Source organism: Camelimonas fluminis (genome assembly GCF_014656355.1).
GTDB classification, from domain to species: Bacteria; Pseudomonadota; Alphaproteobacteria; order Rhizobiales; family Beijerinckiaceae; genus Camelimonas; species Camelimonas fluminis.
Window position 1 is genome coordinate 17,475 of sequence record NZ_BNCG01000001.1, and the last position, 19,702, is coordinate 37,176.

General features: G+C 66.0%; 24 protein-coding genes and 3 pseudogenes. 1 reads left to right on the forward strand and 26 read right to left on the reverse strand.

Annotated features, from left to right (window positions below):
- Position 1: 1 nt before the first annotated feature.
- The 26 genes and pseudogenes from IE243_RS00090 to IE243_RS00215 form a co-directional block, all read right to left on the reverse strand.
- Positions 2 to 1,411, reverse strand: a pseudogene (locus IE243_RS00090) (conjugal transfer protein TraG); the annotation flags it as partial.
- Positions 1,412 to 1,435: 24 nt separating this feature from the next.
- Positions 1,436 to 3,175, reverse strand: a complete 1,740-nt coding sequence (locus IE243_RS00095) for a relaxase/mobilization nuclease domain-containing protein (RefSeq protein WP_191317330.1) — start codon at positions 3,173 to 3,175, stop codon at positions 1,436 to 1,438.
- A gap of 243 nt (positions 3,176 to 3,418) precedes the next feature.
- Positions 3,419 to 4,090 carry a lytic transglycosylase domain-containing protein gene (locus IE243_RS00100; RefSeq protein ID WP_373301518.1) on the reverse strand — a complete coding sequence of 224 codons (672 nt, stop codon included), beginning with the start codon at positions 4,088 to 4,090 and terminating at the stop codon, positions 3,419 to 3,421.
- Between the two features lie 111 nt (positions 4,091 to 4,201).
- Positions 4,202 to 4,534: a DUF736 domain-containing protein gene (locus tag IE243_RS00105; RefSeq protein WP_191317332.1), complete on the reverse strand. Its 333-nt coding sequence runs from the start codon at positions 4,532 to 4,534 to the stop codon at positions 4,202 to 4,204.
- Positions 4,515 to 5,138 (reverse strand): S26 family signal peptidase, encoded by a 624-nt coding sequence (locus IE243_RS00110; protein WP_191317333.1) that lies wholly within the window; start codon positions 5,136 to 5,138, stop codon positions 4,515 to 4,517. Before IE243_RS00110 ends, IE243_RS00105 begins: the two co-directional genes overlap by 20 nt.
- Positions 5,135 to 5,656: a DUF2840 domain-containing protein gene (locus IE243_RS00115; protein ID WP_191317334.1), complete on the reverse strand. Its 522-nt coding sequence runs from the start codon at positions 5,654 to 5,656 to the stop codon at positions 5,135 to 5,137. Before IE243_RS00115 ends, IE243_RS00110 begins: the two co-directional genes overlap by 4 nt.
- Complete coding sequence (locus IE243_RS00120; protein ID WP_191317335.1) at positions 5,653 to 5,904, reverse strand: hypothetical protein; 252 nt, start codon at positions 5,902 to 5,904, stop codon at positions 5,653 to 5,655. The genes IE243_RS00115 and IE243_RS00120 overlap by 4 nt, the downstream gene beginning before the upstream one ends.
- On the reverse strand, positions 5,901 to 6,644 hold the full coding sequence (locus IE243_RS00125; protein WP_191317336.1) for a DNA-methyltransferase: 744 nt from the start codon (positions 6,642 to 6,644) through the stop codon (positions 5,901 to 5,903). Before IE243_RS00125 ends, IE243_RS00120 begins: the two co-directional genes overlap by 4 nt.
- Positions 6,641 to 7,294, reverse strand: a complete 654-nt coding sequence (gene parA / locus IE243_RS00130) for a ParA family partition ATPase (protein WP_191317337.1) — start codon at positions 7,292 to 7,294, stop codon at positions 6,641 to 6,643. The genes IE243_RS00125 and parA overlap by 4 nt, the downstream gene beginning before the upstream one ends.
- Positions 7,291 to 8,466 carry a replication initiator protein A gene (locus tag IE243_RS00135; RefSeq protein WP_191317338.1) on the reverse strand — a complete coding sequence of 392 codons (1,176 nt, stop codon included), beginning with the start codon at positions 8,464 to 8,466 and terminating at the stop codon, positions 7,291 to 7,293. Before IE243_RS00135 ends, parA begins: the two co-directional genes overlap by 4 nt.
- Positions 8,467 to 8,484: 18 nt before the next feature.
- A complete protein-coding gene (locus tag IE243_RS00140) occupies positions 8,485 to 8,766 on the reverse strand; it encodes a helix-turn-helix transcriptional regulator (RefSeq protein WP_191317339.1) in 282 nt (93 codons plus the stop codon).
- A 143-nt stretch (positions 8,767 to 8,909) separates the two neighbouring features.
- A complete protein-coding gene (locus tag IE243_RS00145) occupies positions 8,910 to 9,461 on the reverse strand; it encodes a DUF2285 domain-containing protein (protein ID WP_244642544.1) in 552 nt (183 codons plus the stop codon).
- Positions 9,448 to 9,672 (reverse strand): transcriptional regulator domain-containing protein, encoded by a 225-nt coding sequence (locus IE243_RS00150; RefSeq protein ID WP_191317341.1) that lies wholly within the window; start codon positions 9,670 to 9,672, stop codon positions 9,448 to 9,450. Before IE243_RS00150 ends, IE243_RS00145 begins: the two co-directional genes overlap by 14 nt.
- Positions 9,673 to 9,798: 126 nt before the next feature.
- Positions 9,799 to 10,059, reverse strand: a complete 261-nt coding sequence (locus IE243_RS00155) for a DUF2285 domain-containing protein (protein WP_191317342.1) — start codon at positions 10,057 to 10,059, stop codon at positions 9,799 to 9,801.
- Between the two features lie 93 nt (positions 10,060 to 10,152).
- Entirely contained in the window at positions 10,153 to 10,419 is a 267-nt protein-coding gene (locus IE243_RS00160; RefSeq protein ID WP_191317343.1) for a helix-turn-helix domain-containing protein, read from the reverse strand.
- A 244-nt stretch (positions 10,420 to 10,663) separates the two neighbouring features.
- Entirely contained in the window at positions 10,664 to 10,828 is a 165-nt protein-coding gene (locus tag IE243_RS00165; protein WP_169516635.1) for a hypothetical protein, read from the reverse strand.
- Between the two features lie 450 nt (positions 10,829 to 11,278).
- The gene (locus IE243_RS00170) at positions 11,279 to 11,683 is read right to left on the reverse strand and encodes a single-stranded DNA-binding protein (RefSeq protein ID WP_191317344.1); all 405 of its coding nucleotides are present in this window, start codon (positions 11,681 to 11,683) and stop codon (positions 11,279 to 11,281) included.
- 831 nt (positions 11,684 to 12,514) lie between these two features.
- Positions 12,515 to 12,931, reverse strand: a complete 417-nt coding sequence (locus IE243_RS00175) for a hypothetical protein (RefSeq protein WP_191317345.1) — start codon at positions 12,929 to 12,931, stop codon at positions 12,515 to 12,517.
- A gap of 165 nt (positions 12,932 to 13,096) precedes the next feature.
- On the reverse strand, positions 13,097 to 14,026 hold the full coding sequence (locus tag IE243_RS00180; RefSeq protein ID WP_191317346.1) for a DUF2493 domain-containing protein: 930 nt from the start codon (positions 14,024 to 14,026) through the stop codon (positions 13,097 to 13,099).
- A gap of 330 nt (positions 14,027 to 14,356) precedes the next feature.
- The gene (locus IE243_RS00185; RefSeq protein ID WP_191317347.1) at positions 14,357 to 15,418 is read right to left on the reverse strand and encodes a DUF7146 domain-containing protein; all 1,062 of its coding nucleotides are present in this window, start codon (positions 15,416 to 15,418) and stop codon (positions 14,357 to 14,359) included.
- A pseudogene (locus IE243_RS00190) lies at positions 15,419 to 16,498 on the reverse strand (strawberry notch C-terminal domain-containing protein); the annotation flags it as partial. It abuts the gene before it with no gap.
- A pseudogene (locus IE243_RS00195) lies at positions 16,488 to 16,637 on the reverse strand (ArdC-like ssDNA-binding domain-containing protein); the annotation flags it as partial. The pseudogenes IE243_RS00195 and IE243_RS00190, both read right to left, overlap by 11 nt.
- Positions 16,638 to 16,747: 110 nt before the next feature.
- Positions 16,748 to 17,461, reverse strand: a complete 714-nt coding sequence (gene arsH, locus IE243_RS00200; RefSeq protein ID WP_191317348.1) for an arsenical resistance protein ArsH — start codon at positions 17,459 to 17,461, stop codon at positions 16,748 to 16,750.
- Entirely contained in the window at positions 17,461 to 18,513 is a 1,053-nt protein-coding gene (gene arsB, locus IE243_RS00205) for an ACR3 family arsenite efflux transporter (RefSeq protein ID WP_191317349.1), read from the reverse strand. Before arsB ends, arsH begins: the two co-directional genes overlap by 1 nt.
- 9 nt (positions 18,514 to 18,522) lie before the next feature.
- Positions 18,523 to 18,948, reverse strand: a complete 426-nt coding sequence (gene arsC, locus IE243_RS00210) for an arsenate reductase (glutaredoxin) (protein ID WP_191317865.1) — start codon at positions 18,946 to 18,948, stop codon at positions 18,523 to 18,525.
- A 25-nt stretch (positions 18,949 to 18,973) separates the two neighbouring features.
- Positions 18,974 to 19,336 (reverse strand): ArsR/SmtB family transcription factor, encoded by a 363-nt coding sequence (locus IE243_RS00215; protein WP_191317350.1) that lies wholly within the window; start codon positions 19,334 to 19,336, stop codon positions 18,974 to 18,976.
- 145 nt (positions 19,337 to 19,481) lie between these two features.
- Between IE243_RS00215 and IE243_RS00220 the strand changes: the two genes are divergently transcribed.
- Positions 19,482 to 19,682 (forward strand): hypothetical protein, encoded by a 201-nt coding sequence (locus IE243_RS00220; protein WP_191317351.1) that lies wholly within the window; start codon positions 19,482 to 19,484, stop codon positions 19,680 to 19,682.
- Positions 19,683 to 19,702 lie beyond the last annotated feature (20 nt).

Consider the following 19,702-nt stretch of genomic DNA (forward strand, 5'->3'; position numbering starts at 1 on the left):
CAGCGGCGAGATCGTCGTTCGTCGCGAAGCTGACCCTGACGTGGCAGTTGTCGAGAATGGAGTTGTTGGGGCCGTATGCCCTTTCGATCTGGTTCAGCGACTGCGCGATCAGGAATGCTTTGAGGCCGTAGCCCGCCATGAAGGCAAGCGCGCTCTCGAAGAAGTCGAGCCGCCCCAGCGCCGGAAACTCGTCGAGCATCAAGAGCAGCCGGTGACGGTCGCCCTTCGCCTGTAGATCCTCGGTCAGACGGCGGCCTATCTGGTTCAGCAGCAACCGGATCAGCGGCTTGGTGCGATTGATGTCGGACGGCGGCACGACGAGGTAGAGCGTCGTCGGCCGCTCGCCGCCCACGACATCGCTGATGCGCCAGTCGCAGCGCCGCGTCACCTCGGCGACGACGGGATCGCGGTAGAGGCCGAGGAACGACATGGCCGTGGACAGGACGCCGGAACGCTCATTGTCGGATTTGTTCAGCAGCTCGCGCGCCGCGCTGGCGACGACGGGATGCGGCCCGTCCTCGCCGAGATGGGCGGTCTTCATCATGGCGCGCAGCGTGGATTCGACCGGGCGCTTCGGATCGGAGAGGAAGTTGGCGACACCGGCGAGCGTCTTTTCCGGCTCGGCGTAGAGGACATGGAGGATCGCGCCGACCAGAAGCGAATGGCTGGTTTTTTCCCAATGGTTCCGCTTGTCCAGGCTGCCTTCGGGATCGACCAGAATATCGGCGATGTTCTGCACGTCGCGCACTTCCCACTCGCCGCGCCGCACCTCGAGCAAGGGATTGTAGGCCGAGGACTTTGGATTAGTCGGATCGAAGAGGAGCACGCGGCCGTGGTGCGAACGGAAACCGGATGTCAGCGTCCAGTTCTCGCCCTTGATGTCGTGGACGATCGCCGAGCCCGGCCAGGTCAGTAATGACGGCACGACAAGGCCGACGCCTTTGCCCGATCGCGTCGGCGCGAAGCACAGCACATGCTCCGGCCCGTCATGGCGCAGATAGTCGCGGTCGTAGCGGCCGAGCACGACCCCATCGGGATCGAGCAGCCCCGCGGCCTTCACCTCTTCCTTCTCGGCCCAGCGCGCCGAACCATAGGTCGCGACGTCCTTGGCTTCGCCCGCCCGCCAGACCGACATGCCGATGGCGACGGCGATGGCGATGAAGCCGCCCGATGCTGCGATGAACGCGCCCTGGGTGAAGATCTCCGGCGCATAGGCATCGTAGGAAAACCACCACCAGAAAAAGGCGGGCGGATGATAGAACGGCCAGCCGAACAGGACGAACCAGGGCGGCCCGAGCTGCGCCTGAAACCCGAGGCTCCAGGCGACATATTCTGTCGCGCCCCAGATGGTGGAGAGGACGATGAGGAAGACGATCAGGATCTGTCCCCAGAGGATTTTGGTCGCTGACATTGCGATGGTCCTTGTCTGTCGAGGTTAGAGGCCGAGCCCGCGCTTGCGCCCGAAATCCCAATCGACGCCGCCGCCGTCGCGGGCGACGCCGGAGACGTGGCGGCCGAGCTGCTTGTCGAGGGATGGCGACCAGGGCACGAGCTGGAAGCCGAGGCCGTCGTCGATCATGGCGAAGCGGCCGGAGGCGAGCGTCAGGCGCTGGCGATAGGTGCCGGCGACATATTCGCCGCTCTCGGCCGGCTTGAACGGCTGGCCGGTCTCCTTCGCCAGCCTGCCGGCCACGGCATCGACTTCGCGGCGGCGGAGCGTATCGATCAGGTTGCGGTTGAAGATGAGGCGGCGCCCCTGCCGTTCGGCGAGACCTTCACCGACCAGATGCTCCGCGCGCTGCCGCATCGCGTCGCGCACTTCGGCGCCGAAACCGCCGTCCGACATGGCGACGGGTTCGCGGGCGATGGATTGCCGGTCGAGCCAGGTCGCGCCGGTCGCGCTCACCTGATGTTGGAGATCAAGATCGGAGCGGACGGCGAGCGCGACGCGGCGATCGCGTTTCGCGTCCTCAAAGGCGCGCAGCTCGACGATCGATCCTGGCGGGCCGTCGCCGGTGGCGTCGAGGTGCGGCAGCCTGATGTGATGGGTGCGGCCGTCCACGCCGTCGACCACGGCGTAGGCCGTTCCCTTCAGTTCGTCGTCAAGGCCGCGTTCGACCAGGCGGCCGATGACGGGAACATCGAGGCTTTCGCCGGCGAGGACATAGCTGCCTGAACCGCGCTCGATGCCGCGTTCGGTGAGCGCCCGGTGCATCCGCTTGATGATGTCGCCGCGCTCGCCGAGTTCGCGCAGCGTGGATTCGGCCTCGGCCTTGATGAACCATTGCTGGTGTCCGACCTGTCCGGCGAGCCCCCGGATTTCGAGGGTGCGCAGCCTGCCGACCTTGAGCGCGTGAAACTCGTCCGGCTGCTGGCCGGGCTGCGGCGCGAGGTCGATGATGCCCGACTTGCAGGCGTCGCGGACAAGCTGCCTGTCGAGCTGTGTCCAGCGTTCGGCCTCGACCTGCCGCTCCAGATTGCGGTTGATCTCCAGATCGGTGCGCTGGCCAAGCTCCTGCGTGACGATATCCTGTGCGCGGGCGCGCATTCCCTCCTTGATGTAGTCGCGGGAGATCACAAGGTCCTGGCCGTCGTCGGTGCGGCCGCGCAGGATGATATGGATGTGGGGATTGTCGGTGTTCCAGTGATCGACGCCGACCCAATCGAGCTTCGTGCCGAGATCCTTTTCCATCTGCCCCATCAGCTCGCGGGCATGGTCCTTGAGGTCGGCCATATCCACGGCGTCCTCGGGCGAGACGATGAAGCGGAAATGGTGCCGGTCGTCCTCGCAGCGCGCCGCGAAGTAACGGGCGTCCACGTTGTCGGCTTCAGGGCCGAACAGCCGCGCCCTCTCCCCGTCACGGGTCACGCCGTCGCGGCGCAGATAAGTGAGGTGCGCGGCAAGCGGCGCGGCGCGTGCGCTATGGCGCACCACGCGGGTCTTGATGACGACGATGCGCGTGCGGCTGGTCAGGAGGCGATTGGCCTGGATGCTGGCGCGCTGGCCGCGCCCGAAGCGCGAGCGGTTGCCCGTCGTGATCTTGCCGGAACGGGAGACGCGGCCCCCGGCCTTCTGCGCGGCGGCGAGCGCCTGCGCGATGAAAGGCCGGGCCTGCTGTGCGCGGGTCGAGCGGATGCGCCCAGGCCGGATGCGGATTTCGCTATCATCGGCCATGGCAGAGCCCCGCACGGTGCAAAAGGCGCAGGAAAATCAGGAAGATGGGCGCGGAGCGCGCGGTGCGCGAAAGCGCGGCACGGTGCGGAACGCGCCGAAAACCCAAGCAAAAACAACCGACCGACCGAAGCGCACCGTGCGCCTTTTTATCTCGCCATCGTCCGGTTGTTCTGCCTGCCTCTGCCCCTTGCGCCCTCCATGACACGCCGGAATACGATTGCCTGCGAAGGACGGCCCGCACGCTCATGGGCGCTCTCCTGGACTGGAGCGTGCGACGACAAGGGGCGAATCCGATGTCGCGGCCGGATCGGATGGCCTTGCCGTGACGGAGGATCGGCCGTCGCCCGAACGCTCGCCGGCCGAGCGTGACGCAGCGGGGCGAGCGTCGGCGGAACGCACGACGAAGATCGCCGCCTCGCGCCAGTCGGGCGGCGGATCGGCTCGCCGGACGGACGTTTCCGGTGCGGCCGCGCCGCCGAGAACCGGCGCGAGCGCGGCGACATAGGCCCGCGTTTCGGCCGGCAATGCACGGCCGGTCGAGCGATGGTCGTCATAGCGGCCGGGACCGGCGTTGTAGGCCGCGAGCATCGCGCCGACATCGCCGTAGCGGTCCCACATTTCGCGCAGATAGGCCGCGCCCGCCATAATGTTGACGTGCGGGTCATAAGGGTCGCGGCCGAGACGGTAGCGGGCGCGCAAGGCGGCCCATGTGTCGGGCATGACCTGCATCAGTCCGAGCGCGCCCGCCGAGGAGATGGCGCGCACGTCGCCCGCGCTCTCGGCGCGCAGCACGGCGCGAATCCAGCGTTCCGGGATGCCGAACCGCTGCGCCGCCTCGGTGATGTGGGTGGCATAGGGATCGCGCGGCGACGGTCGCGCGATCGGTGTCTCCTGCGCCATCGTGATCGCCGGCATGGCGCTCGCGATGGAGAGGCCGGAAAGGAGAAGGAGAGCCATGCGCCGGGCGGCGTGATGCCGCCCATGCGCACTCCGATGGCTCGTCGATGGACTGCGAGCGGGCATCGGTCAGCTCCGATCTTCGCGCTGTCGAGGACGCTTCCATGCGAGCCGGAAGGTCCGTCCGTCGTCGTCGGCCTGGAACAGCGCCGGACGAAACACGGTCAGAAAGAGCGGGCTGTCGATCTCCAGGGCGATGTAGTCACCGGCGCGTTCGCCGACACGTTTCCAGGCCGCGCCGATCTCGGGGCCGTTCTCGTCGTCGAGGTGAATGCGATAGTCCGGCGCGTTCTCGGCGTCGCTCGGATCGGTGGCGACGAGCACGATCGCCTCGTCGATGTCGAACAGCCGGACGCGGCCGACATAGCCGTTGGCCGTCGGTTCAAAGATGGGATTGGGCATGGTCAGTCTCCTTCTGGTTGGTGGGCTGGTTGATCGGGGAAATGCGGCGCGTGCGCCCGGTCAGCGCGTCGGCGCGCCACTCGAAGCGGCCGTTGCTGTCTTCGTCGGTCCACAGCGGGACCGCGTGGCCGATGATCCGGTCGGTTGAGGTCAGGCCGAAGTAGCGGCCGTCGAGGCTGTCGCGGACCTGCCAGTTCATGAGGAAGACTTCGCCGGTCTGGATGCGGCGGCAGCCCTGCCAGGCCGGCAGATCGCGCCCAACGCGGTCGCGCTCCAGCGCCTTGCCGACCTCCACGCCGTCAACGGCGATGGTGAGGTTCGAGCGGCAGACGGTCTGCCCGGAAACGCCGAGGACGCGCTTGAGCAGCGGCACGCCCCTGGGCAGATAGCCGCGCTCGGCCATGAAGGCGGAGAGCGGTTCGGGTGCGTCGACCGCGACGAGATCGGTGGCGTCGAACGGCCCGTCGACGTCGATCGTGTAGAGGCCGATGGGCGCGCTGGCCGAGGCGTTCCATAGGAGCTTGATCGGCATCGGCGTGACCGCCGGATAGCCGATGCCCATCGTGGCGAGCACCATGACGAGGATGAGGCCGGCGCGCGTCATGGCTGGACCTTCCTGCGCAGGAGGAAGGCGCGATGCTGGTCGAGCGTGTAGGCGCGTGGGCGCTGAGCGGCGGCCATCCGGTTGTGGACATGCCGCCAGTGTTCCGGCGAAACGGCGTCTGCATCGATGCCGAGCGCCTCGATCGCATCGACGTGGCGCAGCACGTCCTCGACCTTCGGCCAGCCCTCGATCTTCAGAAGGATTTCGCCGCCCGGCCGCACGAAGGGCAGCGTCTGGTATGCCTCGCCCGGTTCGACCGCGCGCACGATATCGATGCGCGAGATGATCGTGCCGAAGTTGTTCGCCGCCCATCGGACGAAGGCGAAGACGGTGTTCGGCCGGAAAGAGAGAATGCGCTGGCGGCGGTCGATGATCTGTTCGTTCGCCGCCTGGCCGAACCTGATCCAGTATTCGATCTTCTTCTCGATCCACGTCAGTTCGACGCGGGTCATGCGATCATGGGTGAGCGCGGACGGCATCGGGCCGCCGCGCGCGCGGGGGACCGCAGTGCCGGTCATATGGGGTCTCCTGAGGTCGGGGGAAATTCGCGCGAGAGCAGCTCGCGCAGCATGTCGGCGACGGTTACGCCGCGCCCGAAGGCCGCGATCTTGATCCGGCCGCGCAGCGCGGGCGTCACGTCGATGGTGAGCCGCGCCGTGTAGGCGGTGGGCTCAGATGCGCGTGGCGGGATCTCGGCCGTCCTGATCCATTGCTCGGGATCGGCGGGGCACCTGGCGAAGCCGCGCTTTTCGACGCGGGCCGTCATGACACGCCTCCATCGTTGAAGGGCAAGAGCGAGGCGAGCCGTGAGCGGGCGCGCTCGGCCATGTCGGGATCGATCTCGCAGCCGATATAGCGGCGACCGGACAGCCGGCAGGCTTCGCCGGCCGCGCCGGACCCTGCGAACCAGTCGCCGAGCAACCCGCCTTGCGGGCAGCTCGTGCGGATCAGGATTTCGAGCAGCACCGACGGCTTTTCGGTCGGATGGATCGCGCGGCCGTGGCAATTGCGCAGGTAGATGACCGAACGCATGATGCGCGGCCCGCCGTCGTGGCTGACGTAGTGGCCGGCATCGATCTGGCCGGTATGGGGAGGACGCTGCTTGCGGCGGACGGTGCGCGCCGTCGCATCGGGCGTGGTCTGGACGTCGTTGTAGATGTCGCGCCAGGCCGTCTCGGCCGGGTAAAACTGCACGGCCAACTCATGCACGTGCTTGAAGCGGTCGGCATGAAAGCTGGAGCCGTTCTTTTTCTCCCAGACGATCTCCTGTGCGATGCGCAGGCGCGCGTCCGCGAAACGGTCGGCGGTCGCCATGGAGCTGCGTAGCGAGCCGAAGACCCAGATCGAGCCGGTCGGCTTGAGCGCGGCGCGCGCCAGTGCCAGCCAGCCCTCGACGCGCCGATCCCAGGCAAGCGAGGTGTCGCCATAGGGCGGATCGGCGAGGATCATGTCGAACGGGCCGCACGGCGGCATGAGTTCGCGGCAGTCACCGGCAAGGACGATCATGAACCGTCCCTCCCGATGCGCAGCCGCGCGACCTCGGATGCGAGCGCGGCGATTTCGCGTGCGGCGGGCGATCGGCTGTCGATCTCCGAGGCGAGCCGCCCGGACTGCGCGGCGTCGGCGAAGACGATGCGCTGGCCGATGGTCGCGGCGAGCACCGGCGGATCGTGATCGGCCAGCGTTTCGGCGGTCTCGCGAGCGATGACGGTGCGCGCGGCGCAGCGGTTGAGAACGAAGCGGGCAACGAGCTGCGGCCGGTAGATCCGCGCTTCCGACAGGAGCGAGAGCATTTCGGCCGAGGCCCAGCCATCGAGCGGCGACGGCTGCACCGGGATCAGCACGAGGTCGGCGGCGAGCAAGGCCGAGCGCATGAGGCCGGCGACGCGCGGCGGGCCGTCGATGACGATGTGATCGGCATCGCGTGCCAGCTCGGGAGCTTCGCGGTGGAGCGTATCGCGCGCCAGGCCCACGACGCCAAACGCGCGTGGCAGGCCCTCACGGCTGCGCTGCTCGGACCAGTCGAGCGCCGACCCTTGAGGGTCCGCGTCGATCAGCGTGACGCGCCTGCCGTGCCCAGCGAGTTCACCGGCGAGATGCAGCGCGAGCGTCGTCTTCCCGACGCCGCCTTTCTGATTGAGGAGCGCGACGATCATCGGCGTCCCCCCGATGGGTCGAGGGGAAGCTGGGGCGCTTCGGGATCGCCGCCCTGGGACGGGAGGATGTTGCCGGAAGCCGTTCGGGGGCCGGATCGTTCGGTCGGGACGCTTTTTTTCGCGGCTACACTGAGGCTTCTGGCGGTGTCGCGGATGAGGTTCTCCACATCGCGCGCGCGCTCTTCAAAGTTAGATTCTTGGTTAGACTCTAAGTTAAGGGCGCGAATCCGCCTGCGATTTCCAGACGTTAAGGCCGGTTTGGGTTCCTGATAGCACGAGCCTCGGGTTCCCGATGGCACGATAGTCCGGGTTCCCGATAGCACGAGGCCGTCCACAGGCTTTCCACAGGCCGGGAGCGGCTCGAAAGCGAGCAGCGTGCGCCCGCCGATCTCCGCCTCCAGCGACAGGACGTAGCCGGGCAGCGGCTGGCGCCGCACGATGTCGCGCAGCTCGAACGCGAAGCGTTTGAACGGTGACAGACTGCCGGATTTGACGTGGAGGTGGCGCAGATCGAAACGCCAGCCGTCGCGCTGGCGGCCGCCATGCTTGCGCACGATGCGGTAGAGCCAGCGGTCGAGGCCGCCGGTGAGATCGAAATAGGCCGGGTCGATGGTGAGGATGAGCGCGTCATCGAGGACGGCTTTGTAGAACCAGTCGGGGACGATCAGTTCGATGCCGTCCGGCCGCCCATGGCTGTCGGTGCGCTCCTGCCATTCGTTGATCCATGAGAAACGATGGCGGCGGCCCTCAGTGGGCTGGCGGATCGACGTCGAAATGGTGGTCGATTGCAGCCGGTCCAGCGCCGCCTTGAGGCGCTGGTAGTCGCGCAGCGATGTGCCGCGTCCGACATAGGTGAGGATTTCATAGGGCGTCGCGGCCATCAGCCTGGAGGTACGGAGCCCGTTGTCGCGGGCTTCGACGATCTGGCTGGCGGCCCAGATCAGGATGTCGGCGTCCCAGATCGTGGCCATGCCATGATCGGGGACGGCCTCGACGCGGATCGTGATGTCGCCGGCCGCAAAGTCGATCGGGGCGACGCGATGGGATTTGGAGAGGGAGAAGAATGGATAGGCCATGAGATCCTGCGCATCTCGTGGCGCGAAGTCGCCGGGGAGCGCGCGGAACAAATCAAGCTGCCCACGCTCCGAAGGGTCACGACGCCGCACCACCATGAATGGGACCGGCCACGATCAGCGTGCGTATCGGCCGGCGCTCTGGCCGGTCGGCAGCGTCTGGCGCTTTGCGGGAAGCACGGATCCACGCGGATCGGAGGTCGAGGTGACGGCGCCGCGCTCGGCCCAGGTTTCCAGATCTTCGACGGCATAGACGACGCGGCCGCCGAGCTTGCGGTAGGCCGGGCCGGTCCCGTAGGTCCGGTGTTTTTCGAGAGTGCGGGCGGATAGGCTGAGAAATTCAGCGGCTTCCTTGGTCCGCAGGTAGCGTGGCGGGAGCGCGGCGGTATCGGGTCGCATGGGGCGAGCCTCCGTGGGGTTGCTGGGGGCCGCTGGCGATCAGCGGCTGACAGCGACCACGGTGGCGGAGAACCGTCGGCGGGATGGATGGGGGACTTGAGGCGGCTAAAATCTCCACCCCGGATGCCATGGAGGCGCGGCGACTAGGAGCGGCGGCGATGGCGAAGGAGTTGCAGATAGCCGCCGTCAATGAGGGCAAGGCCGCCTTCGACGAAGGCGATGACGGCATCGCGCAGCGGCGATGTCCTCCAGGGCTCGGTGTCGACGCGCGCCGCGCCGTAGATCGCGATGGCGATCTCGCGATAGGTCGCGCCGTTCATATGGCCGTCGGCGGCGCGGAGCTTGAGCCGGAAGCGCCGCCGTTGCTCGGTGGTCATGCGGGTATCGCGCGATGGCGGGCGGCCGAGCCGGATGCGCGCCATGCGCGTCAGGGCGTCGATGCGGTCGAAGACGTCGGCATCGAACGGAACGACCGCCGCGAGCTCGTCGTCTGGAACGGTGCCGGAAAGGAAAAGGACCCGGATGTCGTGCTCGGAGAAGGACGCATAGGCCCCTTCGGGGGCGTCACGCCCTATGGCAAACGGGTCGGCAGATACCACGGAGGCGGGAGGCAGAAACTCCGGGCGGCGCATCAGCAGAAGAACGGCGCTATCACAGGAGGGCGACCACACGACGTCCTGGTCAAGCGCGGACATTCCCGGCCTGGCGGCGAAATCGCAGCCCCCAGAGTTGTTCTGCATCTTTCGGAAGCGGTGCGGCCTCAGTGGCGGCGTTCACAAGCCCGCTGTAGAGTTCCTGATAAGGAACGAATCGGCGAAGACATTCCCAGGCGAGACCTTCGACCGGCAAGCTATCGAAATAGTCGTAACGGCTGTCCTCCCGCCAGTCTCTCGTATCTGGCCTCATAGCGTCAACTCCTCGCAGATTACGCGCGCAAGTCGAACGCTCAGTTTCCTGTTTCATCATAGGTGATGGAAGGTCAGGAGAGGACATTGCGTGATGCCGAAAAGGCATCACGCGAACATCGGCGGATCAGCGGTGGGGCTGGTGCAGAAGGTGCCGATAGCCGGTGTGCGTCATCCAGCGGGCGCGAGCGAGATGGCTGTCGTGGATGCGTCGACAGCGTTCGGGGTTGTGCGCCGGATCGAGACCGAACAGAATCTGCACCGCCTCTGTCCAATCGGCGCCATCGGCATCTGCGTCAAGCAAGCGCGCGTAAAGCTTGACGTGCGCCTTGTCGTAGGCGGTGAGTTCCTGCCCTGCCGGTGCGGTATCTTCGAATGTCTCGATCATGGTGCAGGCTCGGTTACTGAGCGGCTGCTGCATCTTAACCAAGTTTGATCCAAAATGGAGCGATGGCAAGCGTCGGCGGGATTTGCTCGCCGATCAGCGCGCGGCGTTGGATGGATTGGGCTTACTTCCGCGTTCATCGACCAGCAACACTCCTTGCCCTTTATCGGTGGACAGGAAGACGATGCCGGCAGCTTCCAAAGCTCTGCGCACCTGATCGCGCGTTGTCTCGTACACATCGAGTCCGCTTTCGGATTCGAGGCGTTTGAGCGCGGTCAGCGATATGCGGGCCTTGTCAGCGAGCGTCTCCTGTGTCCAACCCAGCAACGCGCGTGCGGCCCGTGATTGTCGGGCGGTGATCATACATGATCACCTCCCATTGAGACCTATGCGCACTCCAGAACTACGTCTATTTTAGTCGTTCTCGCTTGTTTTGCCAGCCCCAAAGACGCTGCGAGGAACCCGCGATGACGCGGTTCCGATGCAGCGATTCGCAGGGCCATGTGGCATTGAGAAACCTGAGAGGCGGCCCCAGCCTCGCCGCGCGCCGACGACCGCATTAGGCGGGCGGCGTCTGAAAAAGGTGGGGCGGATGATCCGCCCCGCTTCACGCGAAGGGATCAATCTCGGAGACGATGGTGTCGTCGTCACCGTCATATTCGGTGGCGGGCATCACGCTCATGGTGCCGTCGCCGGCGCGGAAGATGATGATGGCGACCATCAGCGTGGAGGCGAGACTGGCGGCGTAGGCGTTGGCAGTTGCGAGGGTCATTGTCCGGCTCCCGATTTTGGCGGGGACTATTCCCCGCTCGACGGGCGCCCGAAGTGTTTCGGGCTCGGCCGGGGTCATCGCGCAGGCGAAGACGAAGCGACCGCACGCTTTGCGTAGGGGACCCCATGAGGGTTGACCCTGGAAGGCCGGGACCGGAACCAAGGTTAAGCCACAAGAGCGGGGTGTTTTCCGCCTGCCGGGGCCGGTTATCCCTGCATTGCCATTGCCGGTGCTGCCCTGGCGCGCCGCCTGACGGTCGCGATCGTCCCCCGCCGTCCGTGGTCTGCGTGATGCCCGCCGCCGAATATGCGCTTGGCGCACGCCGGTCTGTTCGATCCCTTCGCGTGAAACGGCGTGCAGCGCCCAAGGCCGTGGAGCAACGGTCACGGCGATCCTGCGCGAACATGAGAAATCCCGGCGGCTTTCGCCGCCGGGTCTCCGGCCGTCCGGTCAGAACGGGATGTCGTCATCCATGTCGCCCTGGTTGCCGCTGCCGTTCTCGGTCTGCTTGGCCCGGCTCAGGAAATCGACGGTCTCGGCGATAATCTCGCATCCGTAGCGGTCGTTGCCCTGCTGGTCGGTCCATTTGGTGTAGTGGATGCGGCCGCGAACCAGAACCTTCATGCCCTTCTCGCAATGCTCCTCGATCGTCTTGCCGAGGCCGTTGAAGGCGGTGATCCGGTGCCATTCGGTGTCCTGCACCCGGTAGCCCCTGTCGTCGCGGACCACCTTGCCTTCCGAGTAGCGGGGGCGCGAGGTCGCGAGGGTGAAGTGGGTGATCCTGGTGCCGCCCTGGGTGGTGCGGGTCTCCGGGTCCTGGCCGATGTTGCCAGCGAGGATGACGATGTTCTGCATTGTAGGTCTCCGTTGCTTCTCGGAGGAACCATTCCCTCCGACGAGACCCGGCCAAGGCCGTCTGGAGACTCCTGCATCGCCGCCCTCGGCGTCGGCTTGACCCCCAAGGTCCGGGTGGAGCGGGCAGCCGCGCTTGCGCGGCAACACGGCCGGAAACCGCGGGGGTTGCCGGAAGGAAACAGAACGGACTTAGGGGATCAGTCAGTCGGAGGGATAGGTGCTTCCGTAAGCCCGATGGAGACCGGAGCCGGAACAGCATCCTTGCTGGTGGCAGATGATGACAGGGCCAGACGCACCGCCCCGGCGGCACATCGGCCACGCGCTCGTTCACCTGCCGATCCGCGCCCTTGCTTCGCAGGTAAGCGAGGACTTCCGCGAGAGTGAGACGCCTGCCGGGTCATCCGCACCGATGGCCGGATCAACCGTTCCACGGTATGAGGTTCGATCCAGTGCATTGCAGGAAGGGCATGAAGGTGTTCGCGGCGTGGCTCGTCGCATCACCCCATGGGCCGATCAGCAGGGCATCGACCGCCGCGCTCGGAGACCACCCGATGCCGACGCACCGGGCCGGACGGGGCGATCGACACGGCGATGGCGTCGTTCAGCGACGGCGATGACACTCTGTTCTGATTGGATGGCGGTAGGCTTGGCGGCGAAAGCTGCCGGGATGGACATGGGAGTGATGGATCGCCGCCGCCCCGTGTCAGCGATTGAAGCCGAATGGCGGAAACGCGCCGCAGGCGTGGTTCCGGCGCAGCCGAAAGTGCGGCCCGAAGGGCGACACCCATCCTTTCAGGCCCATACCGCCAGTGTCGTCGGAGCAGGAGAATATCAGCGTGAAAGCGCAGCCGTTCCGACCGCGTTGAGGTTCAGCACCGCCGCGATGCCGATGACGATACCGCCGATCCCGCCGAGGATATTGATGGCGATGGCCGAGTCGATCATGTGCTTGGTCACGCCATGAACCAGCGCGAAACCGGCGATGACGGCCGGAATGGCGAAGATGGCGAGCGCGATCAGGCGCAAGGCCGGGTTCTTGGCGAAGCCGAGCACGCCGATGACGAGCACGATGGAGCCGATGGCCGCACCGATGGCTGCAAGGGCGGAAAGCCAGAAACCCGAGCCGGTCGCATAGACATACTGGAACGCGGTGATGCCCGTCATCACCGGCAGCGCATAGATGGCGAGGTGCCAGGCGATCACGCAGAAGGTGATGGTGAGCGAGATGGCGAGAAGGATCAGCGTCATGGGAACCTCCCAATGAACGGTTGAGGATCACGACAGGCTGCCGGGAGATACGCTCCGTCTGCGACTATTTTGCTTCGCCGGTTCTGCAAGGAAGCATCATCAAAGCCCTTTGTCTGCTGTGTCGTCAAGTATTGGCGGTTGAAACAACCGCCGGGCGGCGGCGCTTTACGCGCCGCCGTGCTTCATGACCGGGATGCCGAGCTTGCGGGCCTTGTCCGCGAGGTTGTCCTGAATCCCGGTTCCGGGGAAGTGGATGACCCCGATCGGCATGGTGTCGAGCATCGCATCGTTGCGCTTGAACGGCGCTGCCTTGGCGTGCTTCGTCCAGTCGGGCTTGAAGGGGATTTGCGTGACCTTGCGGTTGCTGGCCCATTTCGCGGCGATGAGTTCGGCGCCCTTCGGGCTCCCACCGTGCAGCAGCACCATGTCGGGATGCTTGGCGTGAACCTGATCGAGCTTGGCCCAGATCAGGCGATGGTCGTTGTAGTCGAGACCGCCGGTGAAGGCCACTTTCGGGCCGGGCGGAAGGAGCACCTCGTTCTCGGCGTGCTTCTTCGCGGCGAGGAAGTCGCGGCTGTCGATCATCGCGGCGGTCAGGTTGCGATGGTTGACCATGGAGCCGGTGCGCGGCCGCCAGATCGAGTGGGTGTGGCGCTCGAAGTGATCGGCGGCCTGGTCGCGCATCAGCTCGAAGGCGTCGCGCCGTTCGAGAAGGGTCTGACCCTCTGCCGTCAGGCGCTCCAGTTCGACGGACTTCACCTCGGAGCCGTCCTGTTCCCGCTGAAGGCGGCGCTGCGCGACTTCGTTATCGTCCAGCTCGCGTTCGATCCGGTCGCCGGCGCGCTGGAAGAGGTTGACCGTGCCCCAGAGCAGTTCTTCGAGGTCGGGTTCGAGGCGGGTGTCCGAGAGCGCCACCACCAGGGCATCGAAGATGTCGGCGATGCTGCCGGCCACGACATTGCCCTCGGGGAGCGGCCGCGGGTCGGGTTCGTCCTCGAAGGGACGGTAGCCGTAGAGCGCCAGTTCCTGAAGGACGTGATCGGTCGGGGAGGATGCGTGGTGCGGCTCGTAGTCGGTGTCGTGGTGTTCGGTCATGGTGGTCTGCCTTCGGCTGGAAGCCGCGCCCATCGCGGCCTTCGTGGCGACGAAAGGCGGCGGGCGGGACGGACCTGCACCGGACGCGCAGCGGGAGGCCGGAACGCAGAGGAGGATGACGGGGGCCGGCGATTTTGCTTCGCGATGCAAAGCGCCCCTTGGGGCGCGGCGGAAAATCGTTGGCAACCGGCATTGCCTGTCCGGCACGGCTGACGCCCCGATCGCCCTCTTAGAAGGCCGTGGGTGTGGCCTCTCCCCGCCGGAGGTAGATCGCCATGGCTGAACCGGCTCCGCGATACGGCGCTGCCGCTACCACCTGATCGTGACCGATCAGGCCGCCAGCAGCATGAAGCGGGCGACGTCCTGCGAGACGATCTGGTCCCGCAACCGTGCCGCCAATGCGTAGTGGCCGAGGAGCCTGAGATCTTCGTTGAAGTCACCGAGCCGTGGCGTGAGCACGACCGTCTCGATGCCGACCGCGCTCGCACGCTCTGTCAGGGTCGCCATCGCACCGTCGCCGGCCGGATCGTTGTCGCGGGCGATATAGAGCCGTCGCAGCGTCGTCGGGAACAGGATGGCGCTGAGATGGGCCGCCGAGAGCGCCGCCTGTGCCGGCATCATGGGCAGAACCGAGCGGACGGACAGCACCGTTTCGATGCCTTCGCCGGCCGTCATCACCTCGCTGCCTATACCGAACCGGACGGCGTTCCCAAGGAGATCACCCATCGCACGCCGGGGCGTCTCGATCGGCGCACGGCCAAGACGCGCCTCGCTGAAGCCGTCGGGATCGAGCCAGGTGCGGTGCGCGCCCGTAATGGTGCCGGCGGGGTCGGTGACGGCGGCGACCATCGCCGGCCATGTCTCGGTCGGAGCGTTCTCGTCGGCCCGATAATAGCAGCGGGGGTGGAAGCGCAGCGCGCCGGTTTCGTGCAAAGCCGTAATGGCGCGACCCCGCAAATACGTTTCCACGAGCGTCCGCCCGATGGGCTTCGCCATGGCAAGGAGTCGCCGTGAGGCTTCGGGCGATCCTGTCGGTGCCGATGCCGGTCGTCCGTCACGATCACCGGATTCGGGTTCGGGATGCGGCAAGGACAGGAAAGACCGGGCCTCGTCGGCAATGTCCTTGAAGTCGATCAGCCCGCAGCTTTCGCGGATGACGTCGAGAAGATCGCCATGCTCGCCCGTGGCGGAATCGGTCCATTTCCCGGCTGCGCCCTTGCCGGTTTCCGGCCCGGTCAACCGGACGAACATCGACCGGCCAGGCGTGTTGCGGACGTCGCCGACCTGCCAGTATCGCCCGGCGCGATGGCCGGACGACAGATAATGACGGCAAACCGCCTCGGCCTTCCGGCCGAGACGGATCGCAAGTTCGCCGGCGTCGAGACGGGCCATCTACGCCGCCTCCTTTTCGCCGATGCGTTCGACCGGCCAGCGTTCGAGCAGCTTTGCGAGCACGACCGGCCCGTTGGCGTCGGCCGGCACGAACATCCTGAGCTTCCACGAGATGATTTCGTGGAACAGGCCATAGGCCGAGAGGCGCTCGCGCATGGTGTCGGTAAAGCCGGAGAGTTCGATGCGGTTCGCACCCATGACGCGCGCGCGCCGTAGCTGAAGGCCCTCGGCAAGATCGAGAATGGTGCGGCCGTCCATCAGCGCCATGAAGGCGTCATCGGGCGTGAGCGCGGTCGTGCCGGTCGTGGCCGCGTTGGCGGCCCAGGCCGGAGAGACCTTGCGGCCGATGATGCGCTCGCCGTCATCGGTCTGGAGGCGATACACCCGCGTCGATTCATTCGGCAGGCGCTTCCAGATGGGGAGCAGCAGGCCGGTGACGATATGGATCGTGCTGTCGGCAAACTCCGGCACCTCCGCGATCTCGGCATTCCAGGCGGCGGCGAAAGCATCCTGATCGGCCTCGATCCAGTGTGTTTCGCCCATGGCCTTGAGGGGAATGTTATGTCCCTCCATCGGGCGCAACAGACGCACGCGGCGCTCGATCTCGCCATCGTCGAGCATGATGCTCGTGGTCGGCACCTGCACGGCGGCGCGGCCGGAACGCTCGTTGACGAGCAGCTTCGCGCGCCGGTCATCGAGATGACCGAGAGCGGCGGCGAGCGTCAGCGGACGATTGCGCTCGCGCTGCGTGATGGTGAGCAACCGCGTCTCGGCGCCGGTGCCGGGATGGACATAGATGGTCTTGCGATCGGTGACGATGAACCGCTCGGCGGTCAGCGTCTCCAGCCCAGCGTCATAGGTGCCGCTGGCGATGGCGCCCTCGATGCGCGCCGTCAGCAATTGCTCGAAGGCCGTGAAGAGGACGCCCTGAAGCTCGATGGTGAGCGCCAGCAGCCGATTCAGGAAAGTCGTGATCGGCGGCAGCTCGTCCTTGATGCCGGTCGAATCCATCAGCTTGAGGCCGGTGGCGGACTCGAAGCGGTCGAGCGAGCAGCCTTCGACCTTGCCGCGCAAGCGGAGCCTTGGCCGCCGAGGTGCCCCAGGGCTGGACCCACGGCACGCGGCCGGCCTCCAGCTCGGCGATGATCTTGTCGGTGATTTCGTCATAGAGGTTCGCACGGTCGGAGCCGGCGCGAACGCGGCGATCGTTTCTGGACATCGCGGTTCTCCGCGACGGGCGCTGGAAGCCTCTCCTCTAGCTATCTACCCGTCACGGCAAAACCCGTCCGCACTCTCACTCTGAAACGGGGCGCGGCAGATGAGCTTGGCTTATGTCGCGGCCGACAGGTTCATCCGTCGCATGAGGGCCTCGGCGCTTTCCTTGCGTTCGGAGTAGCGGTCGGTGAGGTAAGCCGAGACATCGCGCGTGAGCAGCGTGAACTTGACCAGCTCCTCCATCACGTCGACCACGCGGTCGTAATAGGAGGACGGCTTCATGCGGCCGGCTTCGTCGAACTCCTGATATGCCTTGGCGACGGATGACTGGTTCGGGATCGTCGCCATCCGCATCCAGCGCCCCAGCACGCGCATCTGGTTGACGGCGTTGAAGCTCTGCGAGCCGCCAGAAACCTGCATGACCGCGAGCGTGCGGCCCTGCGTGGGCCGAACGGCCCCGACCGAAAGCGGAATCCAGTCGATTTGCGCCTTCATCACCGCGCTCATCGCGCCGTGGCGTTCCGGGCTGCTCCACACCTGACCTTCCGACCAGAGCGACAGTTCGCGCAGCTCCTGCACTTTCGGGTGGTTGACCTCGGCGCCGTCCGGCAGCGGCAGGCCCGTCGGATCGAAGATGCGCGTTTCCGCTCCGAAGTGTTTCAGCAGCCGCTCGGCTTCGAGCGTCAGAAACCGGCTGTAGGAACGTTCGCGCAGCGAGCCGTAAAGCAGCAGGATACGCGGTGGATGGGCTGAAGGTGTTGCGCGCAGCCGGTCAATTGTGGGCACGTCGACGCAATCGGCGTGGAGGTTGGGCAGATCACGCAGCATCAGCGATTGACCTCCACGACGATCGCCGGCTTGCCGCGCTCATACCAGCCCTTCGAGCGGTTCACGATCCAGACGACCGAGAGCATGACCGGCACCTCGATCAGCACGCCGACTACTGTGGCCAGCGCTGCGCCGGAGTGGAAGCCGAACAGGCTGATGGCGGCGGCAACGGCCAACTCGAAGAAGTTGGATGCGCCGATCAGCGCCGAGGGTCCGGCAACGCAATGCTGTTCGCCCGAGATGCGATTGAGCAGGTAGGCCAGCCCCGAGTTGAAATAAACCTGGATCAGGATCGGCACGGCCAGCAGCGCGATCACCATCGGCTGCGCGATGATCTGCTCGCCCTGGAAGCCGAACAGCAGCACCAGCGTCGCGAGCAAGGCGACGAGCGAAATCAGCCCGAGCTGGGCGAGCAGTCGATCCAGCGCAGCTTGCCCGCCGGTCGCCAGCAATTGCCGCCGCACGATCTGTGCGATGATGACCGGGATGACGATGTAGAGCACTACCGACAGGGCGAGCGTGCCCCATGGCACGGTGATCGCGGACAGGCCGAGCAGCAGGCCGACGATCGGCGCGAAGGCGACCACCATGATCGCATCGTTGAGCGCGACCTGGCTCAGCGTGAAATGCGGTTCGCCCTTGGTGAGATTGGACCAGACGAACACCATCGCCGTGCAAGGAGCCGCGGCGAGGATGATGAGGCCGGCGATATAGCTGTCGATCTGGGCCGGCGGTAGCATCGGACGGAAGAGCCCGCCGATGAACAGCCAACCGAGCAGCGCCATGGAAAAGGGCTTCACGGCCCAATTGACGAACAGCGTCACGCCGATACCGCGCCAGTGGCGGCCAACCTCACCGAGCGCGGCGAAGTCGATCTTGAGCAGCATGGGGATGACCATCAACCAGATCAGCAGGGCCACCGGCAGGTTGACCTTCGCGATCTCGGCGGCGCCGATCATCTGAAAGAGGCCCGGCATGAGATGGCCGAGCGCGATGCCGACGACGATGCAGAGCGCGACCCAGAGGGTCAGATAGCGTTCAAAGGTAGACATAGCCGGTCCTCATGCCGTCGCGACACGGCGGCCGTGCTCGTCGATGACACGTTCGCCGTCTTCCTTGACGAACTCGCCCTGTTGCGGCGGCAGTAGGTCGAGAACGTCTTCCGACGGTCGGCAGAGCCTCACGCCCTTCGGGCTGACGACGATCGGCCGGTTGATGAGAATCGGATGCGCCATCATGGCGTCCATAAGGGCGTCGTCGCTGAGCTCCGGATCGCCGAGGCCGAGATCCGTATAGGGCGTGCCTTTCTCGCGCAGCAGGGCACGGGTGGCGATGTCCATGCGCGCGATGAGCTGCGTGAGCATGGCCCGGCTAGGTGGCGTCTTCAGATATTCGATGACGTGGGGCTCGACCCCGGCATTGCGGATCATCGCCAGTGTGTTGCGCGACGTGCCGCAATCGGGGTTATGATAGATGACGACGTCCATGGGGACGCGCGCGGATTGGCTTGTATCAGCCATGGGCGGTGCCTTTCGTCGGTTCGCAGCAGGAAGACAGCGCGGCCATGGCCGGGTTGCACACCTCGGGGTGGCCCTGGCAGCAGTCGCGCATGAGAAATTCGATAAGGCCGGCGAGCGTCGACAAGGCCGCGCTGTAGATGATCGAGCGACCCTCGCGCCGGGATTCGACAAGCCCGGCCTGTTCGAGATGGCCCAGATGGAAGGACATGCGTGACGAGGACGCGCTGTCCATTGCCTCGCCGATTGTGCCGGCAGACAGGCCCTCGGGGCCAGCGGTCACAAGCAGGCGCACGATGCGCAACCGGGTTTCCTGCGACAGCGCCGCGAAGGCGTCGAGGGCTCGATTTTCGTTCATAATCTCAATATCTCAAGAATCGTTGAGATATTGGATACACCAAGCCCGAATGTCATTCCAGCCCACTTTGCCCTTGGCGAGCCGCCAGGTCCGCGCCGTTACGAGTGTGACGCGGGCGGTGCGATAGCCGGGAACGGCGAGAGGGATGGCATCGCCCTCGGGCGTGCCGCTCCGCGATCACGGTGAAGCCATCTCCAAACTCGACCAGGCAGTCGGGCGCGGCCTTGCCGTCATCGTCGATGGTGACGCGGCCTTTCCGAAAGGCATGGCTATGGGGAAACAGGAATCGTATTCGGGCGCCTTCTCCTTCTCGGGCATCTCGCCCCTTGAAGATCGCGCCGGATGATGGCCCGACAAGGGGGCGTT

Bases quoted from the DNA above. Each gene is read 5' to 3' on its own strand.
- IE243_RS00095 (WP_191317330.1), bottom strand. From the start codon at position 3,175: ATGGCCGATGATAGCGAAATCCGCATCCGGCCTGGGCGCATCCGCTCG.
- IE243_RS00100 (WP_373301518.1), bottom strand. From the start codon at position 4,090: ATGCCGGCGATCACGATGGCGCAGGAGACACCGATCGCGCGACCGTCG.
- IE243_RS00105 (WP_191317332.1), bottom strand. From the start codon at position 4,534: ATGCCCAATCCCATCTTTGAACCGACGGCCAACGGCTATGTCGGCCGC.
- IE243_RS00110 (WP_191317333.1), bottom strand. From the start codon at position 5,138: ATGACGCGCGCCGGCCTCATCCTCGTCATGGTGCTCGCCACGATGGGC.
- IE243_RS00115 (WP_191317334.1), bottom strand. From the start codon at position 5,656: ATGACCGGCACTGCGGTCCCCCGCGCGCGCGGCGGCCCGATGCCGTCC.
- IE243_RS00120 (WP_191317335.1), bottom strand. From the start codon at position 5,904: ATGACGGCCCGCGTCGAAAAGCGCGGCTTCGCCAGGTGCCCCGCCGAT.
- IE243_RS00125 (WP_191317336.1), bottom strand. From the start codon at position 6,644: ATGATCGTCCTTGCCGGTGACTGCCGCGAACTCATGCCGCCGTGCGGC.
- parA (WP_191317337.1), bottom strand. From the start codon at position 7,294: ATGATCGTCGCGCTCCTCAATCAGAAAGGCGGCGTCGGGAAGACGACG.
- IE243_RS00135 (WP_191317338.1), bottom strand. From the start codon at position 8,466: ATGGTGGTGCGGCGTCGTGACCCTTCGGAGCGTGGGCAGCTTGATTTG.
- IE243_RS00140 (WP_191317339.1), bottom strand. From the start codon at position 8,766: ATGCGACCCGATACCGCCGCGCTCCCGCCACGCTACCTGCGGACCAAG.
- IE243_RS00145 (WP_244642544.1), bottom strand. From the start codon at position 9,461: ATGTCCGCGCTTGACCAGGACGTCGTGTGGTCGCCCTCCTGTGATAGC.
- IE243_RS00150 (WP_191317341.1), bottom strand. From the start codon at position 9,672: ATGAGGCCAGATACGAGAGACTGGCGGGAGGACAGCCGTTACGACTAT.
- IE243_RS00155 (WP_191317342.1), bottom strand. From the start codon at position 10,059: ATGATCGAGACATTCGAAGATACCGCACCGGCAGGGCAGGAACTCACC.
- IE243_RS00160 (WP_191317343.1), bottom strand. From the start codon at position 10,419: ATGATCACCGCCCGACAATCACGGGCCGCACGCGCGTTGCTGGGTTGG.
- IE243_RS00165 (WP_169516635.1), bottom strand. From the start codon at position 10,828: ATGACCCTCGCAACTGCCAACGCCTACGCCGCCAGTCTCGCCTCCACG.
- IE243_RS00170 (WP_191317344.1), bottom strand. From the start codon at position 11,683: ATGCAGAACATCGTCATCCTCGCTGGCAACATCGGCCAGGACCCGGAG.
- IE243_RS00175 (WP_191317345.1), bottom strand. From the start codon at position 12,931: ATGACGCTGATCCTTCTCGCCATCTCGCTCACCATCACCTTCTGCGTG.
- IE243_RS00180 (WP_191317346.1), bottom strand. From the start codon at position 14,026: ATGACCGAACACCACGACACCGACTACGAGCCGCACCACGCATCCTCC.
- IE243_RS00185 (WP_191317347.1), bottom strand. From the start codon at position 15,418: ATGGCCCGTCTCGACGCCGGCGAACTTGCGATCCGTCTCGGCCGGAAG.
- arsH (WP_191317348.1), bottom strand. From the start codon at position 17,461: ATGCTGCGTGATCTGCCCAACCTCCACGCCGATTGCGTCGACGTGCCC.
- arsB (WP_191317349.1), bottom strand. From the start codon at position 18,513: ATGTCTACCTTTGAACGCTATCTGACCCTCTGGGTCGCGCTCTGCATC.
- arsC (WP_191317865.1), bottom strand. From the start codon at position 18,948: ATGGACGTCGTCATCTATCATAACCCCGATTGCGGCACGTCGCGCAAC.
- IE243_RS00215 (WP_191317350.1), bottom strand. From the start codon at position 19,336: ATGAACGAAAATCGAGCCCTCGACGCCTTCGCGGCGCTGTCGCAGGAA.
- IE243_RS00220 (WP_191317351.1), top strand. From the start codon at position 19,482: ATGGCATCGCCCTCGGGCGTGCCGCTCCGCGATCACGGTGAAGCCATC.